20 protein-coding genes and 1 riboswitch are annotated in these 19,098 nt (G+C 42.9%); of the genes, 13 read left to right on the top strand and 7 right to left on the bottom strand.

Translation table 11 applies throughout. The features are described 5' to 3' along the window. Positions 1-317: 317 nt before the first annotated feature. The 3 genes from ACO1NU_RS12385 to recA all read left to right on the top strand — a co-directional run bounded on the left by ACO1NU_RS12385 (position 318) and on the right by recA (position 2,997). Positions 318-905: an RNA polymerase sigma factor gene (locus tag ACO1NU_RS12385; protein ID WP_448818802.1), complete on the top strand. Its 588-nt coding sequence runs from the start codon at positions 318-320 to the stop codon at positions 903-905. 292 nt (positions 906-1,197) lie between these two features. Beyond that, complete coding sequence (nth, locus tag ACO1NU_RS12380; protein ID WP_448818801.1) at positions 1,198-1,866, top strand: endonuclease III; 669 nt, start codon at positions 1,198-1,200, stop codon at positions 1,864-1,866. 129 nt (positions 1,867-1,995) lie between these two features. Next, positions 1,996-2,997 (top strand): recombinase RecA, encoded by a 1,002-nt coding sequence (recA, locus tag ACO1NU_RS12375; RefSeq protein ID WP_448818800.1) that lies wholly within the window; start codon positions 1,996-1,998, stop codon positions 2,995-2,997. A 109-nt stretch (positions 2,998-3,106) separates the two neighbouring features. Here recA and ACO1NU_RS12370 read toward each other — a convergent pair whose 3' ends face one another. From ACO1NU_RS12370 to ACO1NU_RS12355, 4 genes are all read right to left on the bottom strand, one after another. Beyond that, on the bottom strand, positions 3,107-3,991 hold the full coding sequence (locus ACO1NU_RS12370; RefSeq protein ID WP_448818799.1) for a FimB/Mfa2 family fimbrial subunit: 885 nt from the start codon (positions 3,989-3,991) through the stop codon (positions 3,107-3,109). Between the two features lie 153 nt (positions 3,992-4,144). After that, positions 4,145-5,752, bottom strand: coding sequence for a hypothetical protein (locus ACO1NU_RS12365; protein WP_448818798.1), 1,608 nt, complete (start codon positions 5,750-5,752; stop codon positions 4,145-4,147). A 13-nt stretch (positions 5,753-5,765) separates the two neighbouring features. Then, a complete protein-coding gene (locus ACO1NU_RS12360; RefSeq protein WP_448818797.1) occupies positions 5,766-6,482 on the bottom strand; it encodes a hypothetical protein in 717 nt (238 codons plus the stop codon). A 154-nt stretch (positions 6,483-6,636) separates the two neighbouring features. Further along, positions 6,637-8,028, bottom strand: coding sequence for an undecaprenyl-phosphate glucose phosphotransferase (locus ACO1NU_RS12355; protein WP_448818796.1), 1,392 nt, complete (start codon positions 8,026-8,028; stop codon positions 6,637-6,639). A gap of 603 nt (positions 8,029-8,631) precedes the next feature. Here ACO1NU_RS12355 and ACO1NU_RS12350 point away from each other — a divergent pair. The 9 genes from ACO1NU_RS12350 to ACO1NU_RS12310 all read left to right on the top strand — a co-directional run bounded on the left by ACO1NU_RS12350 (position 8,632) and on the right by ACO1NU_RS12310 (position 16,348). Beyond that, positions 8,632-9,729 (top strand): mannose-1-phosphate guanylyltransferase, encoded by a 1,098-nt coding sequence (locus tag ACO1NU_RS12350; protein ID WP_448818795.1) that lies wholly within the window; start codon positions 8,632-8,634, stop codon positions 9,727-9,729. Between the two features lie 35 nt (positions 9,730-9,764). Next, a riboswitch (TPP riboswitch) is annotated at positions 9,765-9,854 on the top strand. Between the two features lie 59 nt (positions 9,855-9,913). Further along, on the top strand, positions 9,914-10,117 hold the full coding sequence (gene thiS, locus ACO1NU_RS12345) for a sulfur carrier protein ThiS (RefSeq protein ID WP_448818794.1): 204 nt from the start codon (positions 9,914-9,916) through the stop codon (positions 10,115-10,117). Positions 10,118-10,119: 2 nt separating this feature from the next. Further along, entirely contained in the window at positions 10,120-11,931 is a 1,812-nt protein-coding gene (gene thiC / locus ACO1NU_RS12340; RefSeq protein ID WP_448818793.1) for a phosphomethylpyrimidine synthase ThiC, read from the top strand. Continuing rightward, the gene (locus tag ACO1NU_RS12335) at positions 11,931-12,527 is read left to right on the top strand and encodes a thiamine phosphate synthase (RefSeq protein ID WP_448818792.1); all 597 of its coding nucleotides are present in this window, start codon (positions 11,931-11,933) and stop codon (positions 12,525-12,527) included. The genes thiC and ACO1NU_RS12335 overlap by 1 nt, the downstream gene beginning before the upstream one ends. Next, positions 12,506-13,255 (top strand): hydroxymethylpyrimidine/phosphomethylpyrimidine kinase, encoded by a 750-nt coding sequence (locus ACO1NU_RS12330; protein ID WP_448818791.1) that lies wholly within the window; start codon positions 12,506-12,508, stop codon positions 13,253-13,255. The genes ACO1NU_RS12335 and ACO1NU_RS12330 overlap by 22 nt, the downstream gene beginning before the upstream one ends. Beyond that, positions 13,248-13,898, top strand: a complete 651-nt coding sequence (gene thiE, locus ACO1NU_RS12325) for a thiamine phosphate synthase (RefSeq protein ID WP_448818790.1) — start codon at positions 13,248-13,250, stop codon at positions 13,896-13,898. The genes ACO1NU_RS12330 and thiE overlap by 8 nt, the downstream gene beginning before the upstream one ends. Then, positions 13,864-14,634 (top strand): thiazole synthase, encoded by a 771-nt coding sequence (locus ACO1NU_RS12320; RefSeq protein WP_448818789.1) that lies wholly within the window; start codon positions 13,864-13,866, stop codon positions 14,632-14,634. The genes thiE and ACO1NU_RS12320 overlap by 35 nt, the downstream gene beginning before the upstream one ends. Before the next feature lie 3 nt (positions 14,635-14,637). Further along, positions 14,638-15,765 (top strand): 2-iminoacetate synthase ThiH, encoded by a 1,128-nt coding sequence (gene thiH, locus ACO1NU_RS12315; RefSeq protein ID WP_448818788.1) that lies wholly within the window; start codon positions 14,638-14,640, stop codon positions 15,763-15,765. Positions 15,766-15,784: 19 nt separating this feature from the next. Then, positions 15,785-16,348: an NUDIX hydrolase gene (locus ACO1NU_RS12310; RefSeq protein ID WP_448818787.1), complete on the top strand. Its 564-nt coding sequence runs from the start codon at positions 15,785-15,787 to the stop codon at positions 16,346-16,348. Here the strand turns inward: ACO1NU_RS12310 and ACO1NU_RS12305 are convergent. Further along, positions 16,311-16,766, bottom strand: a complete 456-nt coding sequence (locus ACO1NU_RS12305) for a GtrA family protein (protein WP_448818786.1) — start codon at positions 16,764-16,766, stop codon at positions 16,311-16,313. The genes ACO1NU_RS12310 and ACO1NU_RS12305 overlap by 38 nt on opposite strands. Continuing rightward, a complete protein-coding gene (locus tag ACO1NU_RS12300) occupies positions 16,763-17,482 on the bottom strand; it encodes a CDP-alcohol phosphatidyltransferase (protein WP_448818785.1) in 720 nt (239 codons plus the stop codon). Before ACO1NU_RS12300 ends, ACO1NU_RS12305 begins: the two co-directional genes overlap by 4 nt. 240 nt (positions 17,483-17,722) lie before the next feature. Here ACO1NU_RS12300 and ACO1NU_RS12295 point away from each other — a divergent pair, with 240 nt between their 5' ends. Then, the gene (locus ACO1NU_RS12295) at positions 17,723-18,274 is read left to right on the top strand and encodes a YciE/YciF ferroxidase family protein (RefSeq protein WP_448818784.1); all 552 of its coding nucleotides are present in this window, start codon (positions 17,723-17,725) and stop codon (positions 18,272-18,274) included. A gap of 52 nt (positions 18,275-18,326) precedes the next feature. Here ACO1NU_RS12295 and ACO1NU_RS12290 read toward each other — a convergent pair whose 3' ends face one another. Beyond that, positions 18,327-19,085: a GLPGLI family protein gene (locus tag ACO1NU_RS12290; protein WP_448818783.1), complete on the bottom strand. Its 759-nt coding sequence runs from the start codon at positions 19,083-19,085 to the stop codon at positions 18,327-18,329. Between the last annotated feature and the right edge of the window lie 13 nt (positions 19,086-19,098).

Raw genomic sequence — 19,098 nt, 5'->3', positions numbered from 1 at the left:
TCTTGGTTTGATACAAAGGTAAGCGTTAGTCGCCCAAGGTAGGGTCAGTGCTTTAACATATCTTAACATTTGAGGCACTTTAATCAGCTCTTTTTTCGGTAATTTTATCAAAGAAAAAGGATAAAGACACACAAAGCGGAGCCAGTTACTATAACCTGGTTGTAACAAAAATATTGTCACATGAAAGATTATATTTTGTTATATTTGATATAATTATTCTCTACACACACAACTCTTTAGCATAAAAAGACAATTTGGATAAAACTCTACTCTATACTTTTTAGTAATTATAATAAGCAAATTAAGAGAGGAGTCCTATGAAACTTCAAGGGAAAAGCGACCAGGAGCTTATACATATTTATATAGCTGGTCAGGAGACGGGTTTGGAAGAGTTGGTTAGCAGACACAAATCCAAGATATATACATCTATTTACATGTTGGTTAAGGATCAATATCTGGCAGAGGATATTTTCCAGGACACCTTCATCAAAGTCATCAACACCTTAAAAACCGGAAAATACAACGAGGAAGGTAAGTTTCTACCATGGGTGTTAAGGATAGCTCATAACCTGGTTATCGACTATTTCAGAAAGGAAAAGCGAACCCCTGTTATTACCAACGGAGATGGGTTTGACATCTTTGATGTGCTGGGCTTCTATGATGAAAGCATCGAGGATCAAATGGTAAGAGATCAGACTCATCAAGACTTGAGAAAAATGATCCAACTACTGCCGGATGAGCAGAAAGAGGTTTTGATCATGAGACATTACGGAGATATGAGTTTTAAGGAGATTGCTGAGATAACACATGTCAGCATCAACACTGCTCTTGGGAGGATGCGTTACGCTCTGAACAACCTAAGAAAGATGTTTGAAGCTAAGGAACTGAGTATCAAATCTATTTGACAAGAACATTATTTTAAGGTCTTCAAAATAATTTACCTAGCAATGCCGTTAGTTTAATATAACAACGGCATTGCTTATGATACAATTCTCTACACTCTCTTCCGGCCTTTATCCAGCCGATGACTTTCAAAGTGAAACCCTTGAGGCTTTAACTTCGGACGAGCTTTCGTTCTACATGCTTTTAAAGGAAGAATTAGACAAGGAGATTAGAGAGCCCTCAGAAACATCAATCAATTTTATAAAAGCCTATTCTCTGACGCAAAAATTATAAAGCGTATTCGTTACTTTGCTCATGCGAAAAAAAGACCGTGTGAAGGCTTTTGTTGATTACTTTTCTGCGCATCAACCAGATGCTCAAACAGAGCTTCGCTATTCCAATTCTTACGAGCTGCTTGTGGCTGTAATTCTTTCAGCCCAATGTACTGATAAAAGAATAAATCAGATAACACCTGCCTTATTTGATCGCTTTCCTGATGCATATTCGCTCGCGGCATCCACTTCGGATGAGGTCTTCACGTACATCAGGTCAGTCAGCTATCCGAATAATAAGGCGAAGCATCTTGTCGGTATGGCCAAAATGCTTATATCGGATTTTAACGGAGTCATCCCCTCAGACGTCGAACAACTGCAAAAACTGCCGGGAGTAGGCAGAAAAACTGCTAATGTAATTGCTTCGGTCATCTATGATGCTCCTGCAATTGCAGTAGATACGCACGTCTTCAGAGTCGCCAACAGGCTGGGACTGACTACAAGGGCAACTACGCCTTTGGCTGTAGAAAAACAGTTAGTAAAATACCTGCCGAAAGAGACGCTTGGCGTTGCCCACCACTGGCTCATACTGCATGGAAGGTATATTTGCGTAGCGAGAAGTCCCAAATGTGATATCTGCCCGCTTAAGTCATTTTGTAAATACTTTGGGAAACACATATTGCCGACGCTTTCGCCAATTATTGTTGCTTAGGTATTTGTTTTCAATTTTCGTTTACAGATACTTGTATCATCAACAGCATCAAAAAAATAATTTTTATTTTGATAAAAAAATTAGCATTAGGAATTTATAACTATCTTTGACACTAATTATACTAAATACATGAGCAACTCAGATAAATTAAAGGCACTTCAACTAACCCTGGATAAACTTGAAAAGTCGTACGGAAAGGGGACTATCATGAAGTTAGGGGACAAGGCAGTTGAAGCTGTGGAAGCAATATCCACAGGGTCGATCGGACTTGATGTAGCGCTAGGTATTGGCGGATTGCCAAAAGGCCGTATCATTGAGATTTACGGCCCTGAATCATCCGGTAAAACCACATTGGCTATTCATGCGATAGCTGAGTGTCAGAAAAAAGGTGGAATTGCTGCATTTATAGATGCGGAGCACGCCTTTGATAAATTTTACGCGCAGAAACTGGGCGTAGACGTAGAAAACCTGTTAATATCCCAGCCCGATAACGGAGAACAAGCTCTGGAAATCGCTGATAATCTGATCCGTTCCGGTGCAATTGATATTATTGTAATCGACTCGGTGGCTGCGTTAGTACCGAAAGGTGAAATTGAAGGTGAAATGGGAGAGTCCAAGATGGGGCTTCAGGCTCGTCTGATGTCCCAGGCACTTAGAAAGCTTACCGGTACGATATCTAAAACAGGCTGCTGCTGTATCTTCATCAACCAGTTACGTGAGAAGATTGGCGTGATGTTTGGAAATCCGGAAACAACGACCGGGGGAAATGCATTGAAATTCTATTCTTCTATTCGCCTTGATGTACGCCGGACGTCACAAATCAAAGATTCCGATGAAGTTTCGGGTAATCGCACAAAAGTAAAAATCGTAAAGAACAAGGTAGCTCCTCCTTTCAGAATAGCCGAGTTTGACATCATGTTCGGGCAGGGTATCTCAAAAGTGGGTGAGATCATCGACCTGGGAGTTGAGTACGAAGTGATAAAAAAATCCGGCTCCTGGTTTAGCTATAATGATACTAAACTTGGACAAGGACGAGATGCTGTGAAGCAGGTTTTATTTGACAATGTAGAACTCGCAGATGAGCTTGAAGCTAAGATACGTGCAGCTGTTTCAGGAACAGAGGAAATATAAATAAGAAAATAAAGAGGCTGATCACTTGTTTGTGATACAGCCTCTTACTTGTATCAGAGTCTCTGATAATCACCATAGGGCGCGCAATTCTCAAAGCGCATTCTGAATTTCAGAAATTAATTATCGTAGAGTCAGGCGACCAAGCGTCATCATACCCAACCGAAAATCCCCCACTTAAAAAATCTGACATTTTCCCTAAAAGTATCGTCTTTTTTCGCCGGACATTCTGAATACCCGTGATCTTCTTTGCCTTAATGACACCATTCGACGAATCGAAAAGCTTTACAGTTGCAATGAGCGGAACCTGATCATTCAAGATGAGCAAGTTGAGCTTAAACGTATTTCGATTGGATGATGTTAGCTCAGCGCTGGTTGAACGAAATTCAATGGTAGTTGTTTCCACCTGATTTGTATTCACATTAAAGAACTGCATCTCGTTCTCGATCGCGAATTCGATCTTTGCCACATTATCAGCAATCCTATCTGTAATTCTCATCTCTACGCATCCAATAATTCGCTCTAGCAATACGGGTTGCGAAAAACCATCAGCGGTAACATTGAAAGAAACCTTCTTATAGAAAATATCCCCTGTATTCGATGTTGATCTAAGCTTTGTACTATTTAACAAGGTCAAGTTTGGACTTATTAGGATTTCGTTAGTGCAACTCACCAGCACCGCGGTATATTCCCCGATTTTGAGCTGGTCGGATACTAGGCCGAAAGAAGCATCACCTTTAGTCTGTTTGATCTGATGAAGAAATTTACCTGTAGCATCAAACACAAGATAGTATAAGAAACCAAATTGATTTAATGTCGAGTCTGCCGAAGAAAACGAGGATGCTGCTTTCAGTTCGGGCAGATCTTCATAAATGTTTCCAATTTTAAATTCAACAAGATGAGTGTTGGACGCTTCATCCTGAGCTGAGTCCTCTGATGAACTTTCACATGAAAATAACGAAAAAAGCAAAATTGGGAGTAAAAGAGATCTTTTCATAATTTTTATTTTTCCTAAATGTTGTAAGTAAAACTCATATAAAAGTGGAAAACAAAAAAAGTGACGAAGATCATTATTGGCGAGGGCGCCCAATAAAACAAAAAAGCCACCCTGCTTTTCGCAGGATGGCTTTTATTTATATTTTACTTCTTTCTATTGACCTATCTCAGCACAAGCCTCGGTAAGCATTTGAAGATTATTTGCAGGAGCAATATTTCCTAAGAAACCTCCTTCTGGTCCTACTGTTGTAGAATTGTTTGCTTCAATAGCCTTGTTACCCACAGTCTTTATTCTGTCGTTCCAAACACCTCTGAAGTCATATCTCTTGGTTACATCAAGACTTGTAGTAGAGATATATCCATTTACAACCTCACCTAATGGCATGAAAGATGCATTAGATCCTGCGAGTCTGTAGTATAACTGGAAGGATGGCAATGCTTCTACCCTCACGGTTTTGCCAGGGCACACTACATATAGCTGCATAGTAACAACCGGTTGCTGTGGAACACTAGCTAATGTTACGTTTACAGAACTACCGCATGTAATGTTAACAGCGCCACTAAATAATACCTGGCCAGTAGCTGAGTGAGTTACGATCAAGGTAGATCCAGAAGGAATAGCAGGAACAGAGATGCTTGTGTTCTTTGTAGCTACCGATACCACCTGTTCAGAAATAGTTTGTTGAGCTGCGTTAACAAACTTCACGTTCAAAGGATAAGATACACCTTCTGTCATCCAGTCAGCTACTAAGTTGACACTTGCCTGAGGACATGCACCTTCGAGATAACCAGCAATGTAAGTTGTCAAGTGGTCGATGTCATATACTGCAGATAACCTACCCTGATAGTTTACAACCTGAGCAGTTGTTTCAAAGGTGAAAAAGCCTGTCTCAACCTCATAACTATATATTTCCAGGAAATCGCCAGCCTTAATAACAGCGTTTGTATTTGGATTGATATAAGAAGGATCTATGTTTTGATAAACACGAACAGGTTTATTAAAGGTCTTAACTCCCTGATCATTCACAAAGAATTCGATATTAGTAACTGCTGCAGGGTTGAATGCACCTTCGATAGTTTGTCCAGCAGCATTTACGATAGATGAACTTGCCAAACTTCCACCAGGGAAAAGAGCAATACCTGCTGCTGTTCTAGGATCAAGGTTAACCAATATCGTAGATAAATTTGTACCTGTTAAAACCTGACCGGCAGCATTCAAGAACTGAGTTCCTTGTTCAAGTTCCAATCTTGTCACAAGAGAAGCATTAGGATTTGTCGAAATCGCCTGATCCTGTTGAGCCAATGTAGCAAGTGTTACTACGGGCTTTGCGACAGACGCGCCAACCGGAGGATTATTCAGATTTAAAATCTTGATCGGCTTCATTTGGTAACCTTGTCCTTCGACTACTTCAAACGGAATATTTACGTCCATGATCGCGTCTCCGCTCACCTTAACATTAAATTCGATAGGGCTGTTTGTCTTTGGATCTCTATGAGGATCTACAGCTGTGTAGATATAACCATCTTTAACTTCAAAATCCTTGGTTCCTGATAGAGTATAAATTGCATCAGCATCCGGACCAGACACTTCAACCTTTAAACCTGATGGCAAAGCGTTGCCGGTAATATCGTCTACCTTGATAGCGGTAGAATAGTTAAAAACATTCGGCTCGATTCTAATAGTGATATCGTCCGTAGGATTCTTACAGGCAGCGAATGTGCCTATAAATGCCATAAGTGATAAGTAAAATATTTTTTTCATGACCTTCTAGGTATTAGTAGTTGTATGCGAACTTGATTTCAAATTTTGGAAGCCATTTGTAGTCTTTAAGATTTCTTCTTAAGATTGGCTCGTTAATTTCCGGATTAGATGATAACCAATTGGTGGCAGTCATGTTGATGTCTGGCGATCCAATGTAATAAGCTCCCAGGTTGAGACCTAAGTTGAAGTTATCTGCGATAGTTATGTTATGCCATCCCAGACCTGCATAAGGAGCCCAACCTTTCCAATCTACAACCGTGTTGATCTCACCAACTTCTTCGGGTGTAAATGGAATCAATCCTACATAGTAGTCATCCTTAAGCATTACATTAGCAGTACCACCTGCCTTGTAGAAATACGCACCTCCTGCAGTTAAAGCAAACTTGCGGAAGAACGATCCTGCATTTGGAAACGGCTGCCAGTCTAAGAGAGCACTGAAGTTCATAAATTCAACCTTGAAATCAGTGTTGTAATCGTAAGTACTGTTGAATTTCTTCACTACGTCTCCTTCATAAGGAAGCAGACTGGTTCCTACACGTAAATTGAATCTAGTTGATAGAGGCACGCCAACTTCGGCGCCAATTCCCTGTGTCCCTACGGTGATACCTACCGAGTTTTTGAAAGCTGGATGTCCAAGGGTACCGTCCGGTAGCCATTCTTGTTGAGCAAACGTGAGAGTGCTGACCAGCATGCAGCATCCTGTCATAAGCATTAAGAGCGATGATTTCATATTTATTTGTTTACAGTTTGAGCGATGTAATATAGATTGTTGTCTATAAGTTGTTGTTTTTTATTGGGTTCAAAGATATTCATATAATAGCAAAAACAATAAATTGTTTTTCAGTCCGTTATAAAAATTACAGAGATTTATACGAAATTCGTAATTAAAAAGCGTTCTCCTCCCCTTTGAAAATATTGATTACTGTCATAAAGATAATCTTTACGTCAAGCATGGAACTCCAATTCTCCATGTACCAGATATCGTGCTCAACACGTTTTTCCATTAACTTCGGATCTTCAGTCTCTCCTCTGTAACCATTCACCTGCGCCCAACCACTGATCCCTGGTTTAAGAAACTGTCTTACCATATATCGGTCTATAATCGCGCTATATTGTTCTGTATGTTTAAGCATATGGGGCCGGGGACCAATAACACTCATGTTGCCTTTGAGAACATTGAAGAACTGCGGAAATTCATCCAGACTCGTTTTTCTGAGGAATCGACCTATGGGAGTAATCCTATCATCTCCTCTCCGAGCCTGTTTATTGTCGCTATCGTTGTTCATCCGCATGCTTCTAAACTTGTAGCACCAAAAGGGCTCATTGTTTCTGCCACTTCTTAGCTGCCTGAAGAATATCGGGCCCCGGCTCTGAGCCTTTATGATAATTCCGATGATAGGAACGAGCCAGCTCATGATGAAGATAATAACCAGGGAACTAACCATAACATCGAACACCCTCTTCTTAAACCTGTTTTGCATGTTCTCCAGGGGCTCATGTCTCATGCTAATTACAGGAAACTCCCCGAGGTAGCTAACAGTAAATGGTGCCGCAAGAGAGCCACTCAGGTCTGGAACAAACTTTAGCCTTACACATTGCTTTTCGGCTTCTTCAAGAAGATACTTCGCATCAACCATCCGATCCGGTGTCAGAGATACATAGACATCTTTGATACCACGACTCGCTGCATCTGCGATATGTTTGCAGGTAGAAGGCATCAATGAGCCGTCCTCCTTAACAAATAGAGTATCCTCATCGTCATGAAGAAAACCTTCAAACTTGAAGTTTTGGCTCTTTTCAAGATATCCGGCAAGACGAAGCCCCGTATGGTTCTTTCCTAGTACTGCGACAGGCTTGCTTACTTTGAAGTGCCTATAAAGCACAAATTCAAAAAATGTTCCAGCAAACCGACTCAATAGAAAGCCGACACCCATAGCGACGTAGAGAGAGATGATAAAAGGCCGGGAGATAGTATAATTGTCTGAGAAAGTCAAATAGAACACAAAGATGACAGCATGAAGAGCAACAGCTCGCCAAGTTGCCCGGTAGATACTCACAATTTGACTAAGAGATTCATTTCGATAAAGCCCGCAGAGATTAGAAGTAAAAAACCAGATCAAATTACAAACCAGCAGATAGTTTTTATATGATCCTTCTAGAGGAGAGGAGTCAACACCGAAAATCGCGTAAAATGAGAAAAAAAAAGAAACATTTATCAGGATGATATCTGTAACCAAAAGCACGAAACGCAGTAGGTATAAGTATCGTGTTTGCATATTCAAAGATTAAATGTCGACCAAATATAACGTTTTTTTTATAAATTTCAACAAACAACAACAACCTCTACCAATCACTCACCTTTCTCTGTATTTTTTTGAGAAATTATCAACAAAAGTTCACGAACATTGTTTAGTGTGCCTCATAATGCCCCAAGTTGATCTTCAGCACTATCAGAATTTACCATTTTATCAAAAGTTCGTGAAACCTTGACTTCATTGACATCTCTTCCGACCTTTACAGAGACTCAAACATGCAGTGCTATGATCAAGATCTTTTCGCCCGACAAGAAATGCCCCAAGTGCAAGTCCGCAGATGTAATTAGAATCAAACGGTCTTTCGCCGGTAAATTCCTAAGCATGGGGAGAGACGTTCGAAAATATAAATGCGAAAAATGCTTCCATACATTTCATGTACTTCAGTCACAAGTGTCGAAAAGTTTGTAATCAACTTTCTTCAGCTCTCACATGCCCAATCCTGACTTCCTTATGAAGATCAAGATTACCCTGTTTTTCATAAAACGATTCCCATCTGAGAATCCCTATTTAGAAAATTATACTTTTACATAATTTTCAAGCAACATTTAACGTATATAAACATCGATGAAACATAACTCGAGCTCAAACCACTATGCGGTCATCATGGCAGGCGGAGTCGGAAGCAGATTCTGGCCCGTGAGCCGTACAGCTAAACCCAAACAATTTATTGATATAGCGGGCACAGGAATGAGCCTGATACAGGCTACTTACGAACGATTCAAGAACATAGTTCCGGAGCAGAATATTTACATCCTAACAAACGAGAAGTACAAAGATCTTGTTGCCGAACAATTAAAAGGCATTCAGGAATATCAAATCTTATGTGAGCCTGTTATGCGCAATACAGCTCCATGCATTGCATACGCATGCCACAAAATAAGTGAGCTTAACCCAAATGCATCAATTGTTGTAGCACCATCTGACCACCTCATCCTCAACCCTACTCAATTCGGCGCGGATGTATCGAAAGCATTGCAAACTGCAGAAGCAAACTCATGTCTGATCACCCTGGGCATCCAACCTTCCAGGCCCGATACCGGATATGGATACATTCGTTTCAATAACGAAGAGCTCGGTGAAGGTTTTAAAAAAGTGGCTCAGTTTACAGAAAAGCCCGACAAAGAGCGAGCTCAAGCATTTATCGAAAGTGGAGATTACCTATGGAACGCCGGCATCTTTATCTGGAGCGCAGCTGCGATACTGAAGGCATTTGAAGCCCAGCTGCCTGAAATGAACGAGCTTTTTCTGCAAGGAAGACATGTCTACAATACAGAAGGCGAACCTGCATTTCTTAAAGAAAATTACCCAGCCTGCGAGAATATCTCCATTGATTACGGGATTATGGAGAAAGCTCAAAACGTATATGTTTTACCTGTTGAATTCGGATGGTCTGATCTGGGGACATGGGCATCATTGTATTCGCTATCGGGCAAAGACGAGAATCAGAACGTTGTAATCCCTTCAAGCGGAACAATCCTCAACCAGACATCCCGCTGTATGATCAACATACCAGAAGGGAAAAAACTGATCGTTAGCGGTCTCCAGGATTATATCATCGCTGAGTCTAACGATACATTGATGATCATTCCAAGGGATAGCGAACAGGAGGTCAAGCAAATTGTCGCGGATGTAAAATCGAAGTTTGGAGAACAATACGCTTAGACCATTTGGATCTTCAAAATATATAATATACTTTTATAAAACTTTAGGGGTGCCTGTAGGCTGAGATAAAACCCTTTGAACCTGATGCAGCTAGTACTGCCGAAGGGAAAAGTTCAATGACAACGTGTGCAGGAATCCCTGTATTCGCTCCTATAGTCATTCCTAAAGTCTAATCTATTTAGGAATGAAAATCACTATCAATCAACAAACATTCGAGGTGGCTGAATCAGCTACCCTACAGGCTATTATTTCCGACAAGCTCGATGGAAATACGAAAGGTATAGCCGTTGCTGTCAACGATACTGTCATAGCGAAAGCGGTGCAAAACAGTTACTTGTTACAGCCTAACGACTCAATTATCATCATCCAAGCAACTCAGGGAGGCTAAGTATGATAAAAAAGTCTCTACCAGGCTCACGTAAGGTTTACGTTCCTGGTTCTCTCCATAACATTCGAGTCGCGATGAGAGAGATTAATCTCTCTCCTACATTCCTTTCTAATGGCGAAAAGGAGGTCAATCCACCAGTTATAGTATACGACTCGAGTGGCCCCTTTACTGATGAAAACATGGAGCTGGATATCCGCAAAGGCCTTCCTCGCCTGAGAGAGTCCTGGATTTTTGAACGCAAAGACGTAGAACAGCTTACACAAGTAAGCTCATCATACGGAAAGTTGAGATACGCCGACAAGAACCTGGATCCTCTGCGTTTCGAGCACATCAAACCACCGCTGTGCGCTAAAGCCGGAGCAAACGTAACTCAGCTACATTACGCCAAAAAAGGTATCATCACCGCAGAAATGGAGTACGTTGCCATCAGAGAAAACCAGCGTTTCGAGGCGGTCAACGAACAAATACATGATGCAGATAGTCCGCTTCTCCATCAACACGGGGGTATGAGTTTCGGTGCTAATACACCAAAAGGCTTCATTACCCCTGAGTTTGTCAGAGACGAGATCGCCGCAGGAAGAGCTATCATACCCAACAATATCAATCATCCTGAGAGTGAACCTATGATCATCGGGCGCAACTTTCTCGTCAAAATCAATGCAAACATTGGCAATAGTGCGGTAACGTCAAGCATAGATGAGGAAGTCGACAAAGCGGTATGGGCCTGTCGCTGGGGAGCAGATACCATTATGGATCTTTCAACAGGAAAAAACATACACGAAACCAGGGAATGGATCATCCGCAACTCACCGGTCCCTATTGGAACCGTACCTATTTATCAGGCATTGGAAAAAGTGAACGGAAAAGCAGAAGACTTGACATGGGAACTCTTCAGGGATACCCTTATAGAACAGGCGGAGCAAGGTGTTTCCTATTTCACAATACATGCTGGTGTACTCTTGAGGTACATTCCACTAACCGCAAAACGCCTTACGGGAATCGTTTCACGCGGAGGCAGCATTATGGCTAAGTGGTGTCTGGCACATCATCAGGAGAACTTTCTCTACACGCACTTCGAGGACATATGCGAAATCATGAAAAAGTACGACGTCGCATTTTCATTAGGCGACGGGCTACGCCCCGGATCAATTGCCGATGCTAATGACGAAGCGCAATTTGCCGAGTTGGAAACATTGGGAGAACTTACAAAGATCGCCTGGAAACATGATGTACAAACGATGATAGAGGGACCAGGACATGTCCCCATGCATTTGATAAAAGAAAACATGGACAAACAGTTGAAAGAGTGTCATGAGGCGCCTTTCTACACCCTTGGACCTCTGACAACTGATATAGCCCCGGGGTATGACCATATAACCTCCGCCATCGGTGCAGCTATGATCGGGTGGTTCGGGACGGCTATGCTTTGCTATGTCACTCCGAAAGAGCACTTGGGTCTTCCAAACAAAAAGGACGTGAAAGACGGCGTAATTACTTACAAGCTTGCCGCTCATGCTGCTGACCTCGCCAAAGGACATCCAGGAGCACAGTATCGTGACAATGCATTAAGTAAAGCCAGATTCGAGTTCCGCTGGCAAGATCAGTTCAACCTGTCCTTGGATCCGGATACAGCCCGTGAATTTCATGACGAAACTCTGCCTGCCGAGGGCGCCAAAATCGCACACTTCTGCTCCATGTGTGGTCCAAAATTTTGTTCGATGAAGATCACCCAGGAAATCCGTGAATCAGCAGCGAACGGCATGTTTGAGAAAGCAGAAGAGTTCAAGACCAAGGGAAGTTCAATTTATTCATAATGCTGATCCTGATATCCAGTCCGTCCAAAGTAGCTGAAGAAGCGATCCTCATCAATCGCCTTTTCGATGAAGGCCTTGATCTTTTCCATCTTAGGAGGCCTCAAGGTAGCGAACAGGACACCAGGGCTCTCATAGAAAAAATCCACAACCAACATCTCAAGAAAGTCAGCATCCATCAGCACCACCACGTCGCCACTGACTATGGAATAAACCGGATACATTACAATGAACAAGAGCGTATCACCTTGAGCCACGAAACACTTCACAGCATGAGTAGCAGAGGTTACGAGCTATCCACTTCCGTTCATAGTATCCAAGGTCTGGAACTTCTTAGCAATGTATTCAGCTATGCTTTGATCGGACCAGTGTTCGACAGTATTTCCAAACCGGGCTACACCGCACAAATCGACCTCTCTAAACGGAGTTCACATCAACGTGTCAAAGCCGTAGCCATTGGCGGCATAAATGCCTCCAATATCCATCAGTTGAAGGAGTCATTCGATGGAGCAGCAGTGCTGGGATCGATCTGGTCCTCGACCACGCCCATATACCAGTTCCGTCAAATAAGAAGAATATGGAATACGAAAGACCAATAGTGCTTAGCTTTGCCGGACTCGATCCTTGCGGCGGAGCAGGTCTCCTTGCTGATATAAAGACGATTGAGCAACATATGTGTCTTGGCTTTGGCGTGACTACCGCTATCAGCTGCCAAACAGAAGATAGATTTGAAAGTGTGAGATGGCTTTCAATCGAGGAGATCCTTTCCCAGGCCAAACCTCTGCTTGAACAGTACAAGATTGCTGCTGTCAAAATCGGACTTATTGAAAATAGTCAGGTACTCGGACATCTCCTCGACACCTTAAGAGCAGCAGGAATCCACAAGATCGTATGGGACCCTGTATTATCGGCCTCTTCAGGCTTTAACTTCTACAATCACGGCGATCTTAACGAGCTGCTCACACAGCTCGTTAAGATCAGCTTAATCACTCCAAATCTACAAGAAGCAACCCGTCTGGCGAAAGTTGACGACGCGGTAGACGCGGCAAGGGCACTATCCATCTACACCAATGTTCTCCTCAAGGGCGGTCATCATCCCACTAATCCGGGAACCGACCATTTGTTCGTGAAATCCAGAGTAACAACATTAACCCCCGCCGAGCAAATAATACATCCTAAACACGGATCAGGATGTGTGCTCTCCTCTTCTATCGCATGCATTCTCGCAAGGGGCGAAAGCACAGAAAGCGCCTGCATTCATGCTAAATCCTATATCGAAAGAGTGCTAGCGAGCACTCCAAATCTCTTAGCTTACCATTATGTATAGTAAACTTCAATATATCTCTCAAGGCCAGTCAAAGGATGAACAGGTTCTCAACATCAGAAAGGTACTCGATCACGGGTGCACATGGATTCAGTTGAGATTTAAAAACGAAGCACTCCGCGAGGTTTCGCTGCTGGCTGAAGAAATCAGGTTGCTCACATCAGGATACGGTGCCACATTGATTATTAACGATCATGTGCAGATAGCGAAAGACGTTGATGCCGACGGCGTTCATTTAGGACTACAGGATACCGATGTCTTTCAGGCGAGATTAGTTCTCGGAAACAAAATAATAGGCGGAACCGCAAACACTATTCAGCATATACGCCAGCGTATAAAAGAGACCTGCAATTATATTGGATTAGGACCTTTCAGGTATACCTCAACAAAAGAAAAGTTAAGCCCTATCCTCGGCCTGGCCGGTTACCAAAGCATTTTAGGCCAGCTTACTGAAATGGAACGGAAAACTCCTGTTTATGCCATTGGAGGAATACAACTAGAAGATATCAGTGAGATCCTGAACACGGGTATTCAGGGTGTTGCCATATCAAGCGCACTCACAGATTCGCGTCAACAATCGTCCATTATCAAACATTTATTATCCACTCCCAATGAAAAAGTTAACCATAGCGGGCCAGGAATTTAACTCCAGGCTGTTTCTCGGCACGGGAAAATTTGGCAGTCCTGAACTAATGAGGAAGGCTGTATTGTCTTCATTCACCAATATGGTCACCGTTGCCCTCAAACGAATTGACTTCCAAACTGAAACCGATTCGCTGATCGAGCATTTGCAAGATACCAATACACAATTGCTGCCAAATACATCGGGAGCACGAAATGCAAAGGAAGCCATCTTCGCAGCACAGCTAGCTCGCGAAGCTTTAGAAACAAACTGGCTGAAACTTGAAATCCATCCGGATCCCAGGTATCTTATGCCAGACGCATTTGAGACGCTAAAAGCAACCGAAGAACTGGCAAGACTCGGGTTCATCATCCTACCCTATATACATGCTGATCCTGTCCTTTGTAAACAGCTTGAGAATGCCGGTACATCAGCGGTAATGCCGTTGGGAGCTCCCATCGGAACCAATAAGGGTCTTCGCACACTCGACTTTCTTGAAATCATTATCGAACAGAGCCAAGTTCCCGTGATTATTGATGCAGGCCTGGGCGCTCCCTCTGATGCGGCGAAGGCAATGGAGATTGGTGCAGACGCTGTCCTCGTCAACACAGCTATTGCGGTTTCTGAAGATCCCGAGATGATGGCCTCAGCGTTCAGATTAGCCACGGAGGCTGGCAGAATCGCTTACGAATCACGACTCGGGAATCTCGCACAACATGCGCAAGCCAGCAGTCCCCTTACATCCTTTTTAAACAGCTAATCCATGTTCAAAGAGATCTTCAATCAGTATCATTGGGAGCACCAAAAGGCTGATATTCTAAATAAAACGTCCAAAGATGTAGAGAGCGCTCTGACTAAAGAGAAGTTGACTATTGACGATTTTAAAGCGCTGGTCTCTCCAGCAGCCTTGCCTTTTTTGGAGCAAATGGCACAGAAGAGCCAAAGGCTTACTCAGAAGCGGTTCGGCAAAACCCTGCAAATGTATATCCCGATGTACCTCAGCAACGAATGTCAAAATATTTGCACGTATTGCGCTTTCAGCCTCGATAACAAGATAAGCCGCAAGACCCTTAGCACTGGTGAAATACTGCGTGAAGCGGATATCATTAAAAGCATGGGATATGATCACATCCTTCTTGTAACAGGTGAAGCCAATCTAACGGTGGGCGTTCCCTACCTTAAAAAGACCATCAGCATACTAAAACCCTTCTTTTCGAGTATTTCACTGGAAGTACAACCACTAGAGGAAACAGACTATAGTGAATTGATAAAAGAAGGATTAAATACTGTGCTCGTATATCAGGAAACCTATAATCGGGAGCGGTATAAGGTGCACCATCCTAAGGGCAAAAAGTCCAATTTCGATTATCGGTTGGACACACCTGACAGGCTCGGAAAAGCTGAAGTTCACAAGATAGGTCTCGGAACACTCATTGGCCTTGAGGACTGGCGTACCGATTGCTTCTTTACAGCCCTGCATCTCCAGTACTTGGAAAGGACATACTGGAAAACAAAATTCTCAGTATCTTTTCCTCGGTTAAGACCAATACAGGTGGGCGGAGACATGCATTCATATGCGCCAGGACCGAAGAACTACATGAATGACCGGGAGCTGGTCCAACTCATCTGTGCATGGAGGCTATTTAATGAAAACCTGGAAATTTCGATTTCAACGCGAGAAGAACCGAGCTTCCGCGACAACATTATCAGTCTCGGAATAACCAGCATCAGTGCAGGTTCAAGGACCAATCCAGGAGGCTACTCCTCGGCACCCGATTCCCTTGAACAATTTGAGATCTCAGACGACCGCAGTGCTGCCGAGATTGCTGAAGTTATCAGGCGACAAGGGTATGAGCCCGTATGGAAAGATTGGGACCAATGTTATTCCTAAGTTTTTATACATTTAAGGTATGAATGTAAACATGTCATGGCAAGTACTTGAAGAGAAAGATGTCTCCCCAAGCAGGTGGTTTCCGGTTTTACAGCACAAAGTAAAGCTACCTGACGGCACAGTCATAGATGATTACTTTTTTTCTCCGATAGGCAACGTCGTGATGATCCTTCCTTTAACACCCGACGGCAACTTCATACTGGTCAAACAATACAAGCACGGCCTTCAGAACATATTCATTGAGCTTCCCGGCGGAATGCAGCAGGATGGAAAAAGCATCAAGGAATCCGCAATTGCAGAACTGGAAGAGGAAACAGGCATCAGAATAAGCCAAGATAAACTGATTGCTCTGGGTAAGGTTGCGAATAACCCGACAAAGACCAATCAAATCACGTACGGTTTCCTGGTGAAGGATGCTGAGATAAATTCTGCACAACGATTGGATAGTACAGAACAAATTGAACTGCTCACCATATCGCCAAAGGAGACAATCAGGCTAGTCAGGGAAGGCTTGATCCAGACTTCAGACACTGTAGCCTTTATCTTTAAAGCATATCTCGACTATCCCGAGATCTTCGCCTGATAGCATCAGAAGAACGGACCGGTACAAATACCCAGTGCTTCTGCAAAGTATAATTAAATCCAAGAGAAACCACTATATCCGTCAAAATCCTGCTTAACCTATAGTCCATACCCAACGATTCCGTCAGGCCAAAAGTTCCTGCTGACTTCAGCAGTATACTCCCGCCAACCACTACAAAGAACCGGATTAGCTGAGCGTCTACTGTCCTGTATCTCTGCCCCTTCAGCTTAAAAGTCCAGTTGCGGTTGATGGAGAAGTTCACAATAGCACCCACCACTCCCCCGACAGCGATAGAAAGCGTGTAGTGAAGCCCAAGGACTTCCGTGCAAAATATCATTGTCAGAATATCGATTATTCCTCCCATAAATGCAGAAAACTGCGCTTTGAGAAAGGTTAGCAGACCTCTTCTATTGATCATTTTGCATTGGCCAGAGCAGCCTTCTCTGCGAGATCCCGCTTATCTCCCAGTTGCAACAAGGTACGGGTATCGATTAAGTTGATGATGAAAAGGGCGAGACACATGATCACACCAAACCACTTCATTGATCCAACAAAGAGCACCTCTGAAATGAGTACTGCACATATAATAAACCTCACCTCAGTCGGACCGAACATTCCTGAGTCGATGGTATACTTGTCGGTAATCTTATAGCGCACTTGTGATATAATCATAGCCCATCCGTAGAAGGCAACGAAAAGAAAGGCAACGATCTCGAACTCGTTTTTGATATAAACCAGGAATCCAAAGCCCATCAGGATGGTACTTATCCAGTCCATAATTATATCTAGCGAAAAGCCGTACCATTTTCTCGGAATATTTCTGAAGTAGGCAATCCTGCCGTCCAGTGAATCGCCAAACCAATTAATAAAAAGCCCGGCAATACCCATCAGCAGGTATCTTACATCGACATACGTTGCCATCAGAAAGCCTGCAAGAACAAGAATGCTCCCAAGCAACCCAATTCCGGTAAGAATATCAGGGGTGACAACTCCGGGCATTCTGCACACAAGCCAGGAGATGGCCTTCTGCTCTGTGCTTTTTAAAATATTAGTTCTTTTTCTGTCCTTAAAAGTTCTCTTTCTATCCTCGATCTGCTTTTCCACCATCGCCATGGATAGTTCATCTTTGTTCATAATCCAACCTTGTAAATAAAAGGTGTGCAAAAGTAACAATAATAGACTCAACATCAGCCATAGCTGGTTCGTCACGATGCTTTTTACCTCGCTGATGTGCTTATAACCGCACATTTTCGGAGTGCCGCCCACCAGCATGATAGCTCTCCCGGCCATGGCTAAATAAAAAATTAGTAAACAATTTCCGTAGGCCGAGGTTACTTAAGAACATTTTAATAACCTATTAAACAAACATAAATCATGGCAACTACCTCGAAATCAACCAAAAAAAAACCAACAGGCGTTACAGGAAAAATGAAAGATTCAGAATTTCATAAATTCTTTGTAGACGGATTGAAGGATATTTATTGGGCGGAAAAACACTTAGCGAAAGCTCTCCCAAAAATGCAAAAAGCATCAACAAGCCCAGAGCTTGCAGCTGCTTTTGAAAAGCACACTGCCGAAACACAGGAACATATCGCAAAGGTAGAAGAAGTATTCGGTCTGCTTGAAGAAAAAGCTTCAGCAAAGAAGTGCGACGCGATGGAAGGACTTCTTGAAGAAGCAACCAGCATGATCGAAGAAACTGAAGATGGCTCAATGGTGCGGGATGCAGCATTAATCCTCGCAGCCCAAAAGGTAGAACATTACGAAATCGCTACCTATGGCTCATTAAAGACCTTCGCAGAAAACATGGGACATACAGATGTTGTAAACTTGCTCACCGAAATCCTCGAGAATGAGAAAGCTACTGATGTTGCCCTTACAGAAGTCGCAGAAGGCTTTGTTAATGAGCAAGCTGCCGAAGAATAATAAAACAGTCATCTGAACTGACTAACAAACGGGATCTTAGAAGTCCCGTTTGTTATATCAGATAGTCGAAAAGCATAGTCCTGGCCTCATCTCCCCATCGCTTTACAAGCTCATTCAACCTTTTCTTAAGGTCACTAAATGTCATCAGTTTACCTTTTTGAGGAGCCTTAATAGCGGCTTTATCAACTGTCTTATCAAAAACCTGAGTAGCAAACCATGTGACGTTTTCATATGGAATTGCAACACCCAATATCATTCCAGGCAGCCCTCCAAACGATTCCGGTCCTCCGGATACGGGAATTTCTTCCGAGTAAAAAGCCACAACATAGACCGAGTCAAGCATCAACCCATTTGCTCTCCGGCATTGATAACCTGCAATTTCACGTGTTTCACCTGTTAACTTCCATGTGATCTGTCTCATGCTGTCCTTAACCAGGTAAGTCTCTTCAAAGATCGATTTCTGAATAGTGGACATGCCACTGGAAAAATCTGTAAAAACCTGATTCGGCTGGTTACCATTCGGATCCATACCAAACGCGCTATTCTGTGCGTTCACGGTTACCACAACAGGCGTGTACAAGCTTTTAGCAGCTGTAAAAACAAGATTGCTTTTAACCGTCGTAAACTGGGGCTGGTTTTTGACAAACTGATCATATACCTTAGACATGTACATCTCATTCTCCTTATTAATCCTCTTCTTGATCTTTGCATACATGTTTATCTTCTTCTCATATTCAATGACTCCCTCACCCACAAATCGTGCGTGCTGGGCCATACCTGACACGCCCAGCAAAAGCAGTGCTGCCATCATTAAAACATACCTT

The organism is Arcticibacter sp. (assembly GCF_053551015.1).
This window is presented reverse-complemented; position numbering and strand designations above follow the sequence as displayed.

Coding starts and splice junctions, on each gene's coding strand:
- ACO1NU_RS12385 (WP_448818802.1), top strand. CDS start 318: ATGAAACTTCAAGGGAAAAGCGACCAGGAGCTTATACATATTTATATA.
- nth (WP_448818801.1), top strand. CDS start 1,198: ATGCGAAAAAAAGACCGTGTGAAGGCTTTTGTTGATTACTTTTCTGCG.
- recA (WP_448818800.1), top strand. CDS start 1,996: ATGAGCAACTCAGATAAATTAAAGGCACTTCAACTAACCCTGGATAAA.
- ACO1NU_RS12370 (WP_448818799.1), bottom strand. CDS start 3,991: ATGAAAAGATCTCTTTTACTCCCAATTTTGCTTTTTTCGTTATTTTCA.
- ACO1NU_RS12365 (WP_448818798.1), bottom strand. CDS start 5,752: ATGAAAAAAATATTTTACTTATCACTTATGGCATTTATAGGCACATTC.
- ACO1NU_RS12360 (WP_448818797.1), bottom strand. CDS start 6,482: ATGAAATCATCGCTCTTAATGCTTATGACAGGATGCTGCATGCTGGTC.
- ACO1NU_RS12355 (WP_448818796.1), bottom strand. CDS start 8,028: ATGCAAACACGATACTTATACCTACTGCGTTTCGTGCTTTTGGTTACA.
- ACO1NU_RS12350 (WP_448818795.1), top strand. CDS start 8,632: ATGAAACATAACTCGAGCTCAAACCACTATGCGGTCATCATGGCAGGC.
- thiS (WP_448818794.1), top strand. CDS start 9,914: ATGAAAATCACTATCAATCAACAAACATTCGAGGTGGCTGAATCAGCT.
- thiC (WP_448818793.1), top strand. CDS start 10,120: ATGATAAAAAAGTCTCTACCAGGCTCACGTAAGGTTTACGTTCCTGGT.
- ACO1NU_RS12335 (WP_448818792.1), top strand. CDS start 11,931: ATGCTGATCCTGATATCCAGTCCGTCCAAAGTAGCTGAAGAAGCGATC.
- ACO1NU_RS12330 (WP_448818791.1), top strand. CDS start 12,506: ATGGAATACGAAAGACCAATAGTGCTTAGCTTTGCCGGACTCGATCCT.
- thiE (WP_448818790.1), top strand. CDS start 13,248: ATGTATAGTAAACTTCAATATATCTCTCAAGGCCAGTCAAAGGATGAA.
- ACO1NU_RS12320 (WP_448818789.1), top strand. CDS start 13,864: ATGAAAAAGTTAACCATAGCGGGCCAGGAATTTAACTCCAGGCTGTTT.
- thiH (WP_448818788.1), top strand. CDS start 14,638: ATGTTCAAAGAGATCTTCAATCAGTATCATTGGGAGCACCAAAAGGCT.
- ACO1NU_RS12310 (WP_448818787.1), top strand. CDS start 15,785: ATGAATGTAAACATGTCATGGCAAGTACTTGAAGAGAAAGATGTCTCC.
- ACO1NU_RS12305 (WP_448818786.1), bottom strand. CDS start 16,766: ATGATCAATAGAAGAGGTCTGCTAACCTTTCTCAAAGCGCAGTTTTCT.
- ACO1NU_RS12300 (WP_448818785.1), bottom strand. CDS start 17,482: ATGAACAAAGATGAACTATCCATGGCGATGGTGGAAAAGCAGATCGAG.
- ACO1NU_RS12295 (WP_448818784.1), top strand. CDS start 17,723: ATGGCAACTACCTCGAAATCAACCAAAAAAAAACCAACAGGCGTTACA.
- ACO1NU_RS12290 (WP_448818783.1), bottom strand. CDS start 19,085: ATGATGGCAGCACTGCTTTTGCTGGGCGTGTCAGGTATGGCCCAGCAC.